General features: G+C 60.6%; 2 protein-coding genes. Both read left to right on the top strand.

The genetic code is table 11. The features are described from left to right. A partial coding sequence (locus CAPSK01_RS02355; RefSeq protein WP_273702937.1) for a chemotaxis protein CheW occupies positions 1-343 on the top strand: 343 nt, incomplete at its 5' end. Positions 344-454: 111 nt separating this feature from the next. Then, positions 455-1,730: methyl-accepting chemotaxis protein (locus CAPSK01_RS02350; protein WP_034921860.1), on the top strand; the 1,276-nt coding region annotated here is incomplete at its 3' end.

Below are 1,730 nucleotides of genomic sequence, written 5' to 3'. Positions count from 1 at the left end.
GATCGACCTGTCGGCGCGCTTCGGCCACGCGAAGAGCGAAGTCGGCAAGCGCTCGTGCATCGTCATCGTCGAGGTCAGCGAAGGTGATCTGCGCCACGACATCGGCATTCTGGTCGATGCGGTCTCGGAAGTCATCGAGATCCCCGGCAGCGAAATCGAACCGCCGCCCTCCTTCGGCGCCCGCATCCGCGCCGACTTCATCAGCGGCATGGGCAAGGTTGCCGGCAAGTTCGTCATCCTGCTCAATATCGGTCGCGTGCTGTCGGTCGACGAAATCGCACTGCTGGCACAAGTCACCACCGCCGAAGCGGGGAGCGGTATCGCCAGGAACACCGGGGCATGAGCGAACGAGAGCGTGAGCAGCATGTTCATCCGTATGGTGCTGCAAGTTCAACACCCCGCCGCTGCAGCGCACCACAGCAGCGCCTGACCACATAAGAAGGAAACACAAACAATGCAAAGGAAACTATCCGTCAAACAGGCCTTTTTCGCGCTCGCGGGAGTGACGGCCATCCTGATGAGTCTCATCGTCGTCTCTACTTACCTTGCCAATTCAGCGTATCAGGACGTACGCCGGGCTGAACAATCGCGTTACCGCTCGTATCTGCTTGCCGACGAGCTTCGCCAGTCTTCGGATGACCTGACGCGACTGGCGCGAACCTTTGTTCTCACTGGCGATCGGCGTTACGAACAGCACTACCTCGACATCCTGGCGATTCGTAATGGGAACAAGCCACGTCCGCAAAGCTACGAGCGGATTTACTGGGATTTCGTCGCCGCCACCGACAGTATCCCGCGTCCCGACGACAAACAGGTGGCGCTGCTTGATCTGATGCGAGGTGAAGGCTTCACCAACGAGGAAATTGCCAAGCTTGAGGAAGCGAAAGCGAACTCCGACGCACTGGTGAAGACGGAAACGCTGGCGATGACGGCGATTCGCAATGCCACGAGCGCCGCCTCTAGTGACAAGAAGAGCGGTCCCGTGGCAGACAGCAGCAGTGTCTCGCGCGAACAGGCCGTCGACATGATGCACGACCGCAACTATCACCTCAACAAGGCGAAGATCATGAAGCCGGTCGATGAGTTTTTCACCCTTCTTGATAAGCGCACGGCTTTTGCCAGTGAACACGCGGCGGAACGTGCTCAGCGCCTGGAGCATATCGTCTATGGCTTGTTGGTGGTGGCGATTGTCGTCCTCGGCGCCGCCTTGCTCGCTACCTACCGCTGGTTAATGTCACACCTCGGCGAGGAACCGGCGGTCATCGGCAATGCTATGCAGCGCTTGGCGACGGGCGACCTATCGGTGAAGCTCACGACACAGGTCAACAATACCGGTAGTGTTGCTTCTTCGATCACGACGATGATCGGCAAGCTCGCGGAAATCATCGGCGAAGTGCGCGGCGCCGCCGACCACCTCTCGAACGCTTCCGGCCAGGTGTCGGCCACCGCCCAGTCCTTGTCGCAGTCGTCGAGCGAGCAGGCGGCGTCGGTCGAGGAAACCACCGCCAGCATGGAACAGATGAGCGCCTCGATAGTGCAGAACACCGAGAACGCCAAGGTCACCGACGGCATGGCCTCGACCGCTGCCCGCCAGGCCGTTGAAGGCGGCGAAGCCGTCGGCCGCACCGTCGAGGCGATGAAGACCATCGCCGACAAGATCGGCATCATCGACGACATCGCCTATCAGACCAACCTGCTGGCGCTCAACGCGGCGATCGAGGCAGCGCGCG

Source organism: Candidatus Accumulibacter vicinus (assembly GCF_000584955.1).
In the GTDB taxonomy this organism is placed as follows: Bacteria; Pseudomonadota; Gammaproteobacteria; order Burkholderiales; family Rhodocyclaceae; genus Accumulibacter; species Accumulibacter vicinus.
The sequence above is the reverse complement of the archived record's forward strand: the minus strand, read 5'-3'. Positions and strand labels throughout refer to the sequence as shown.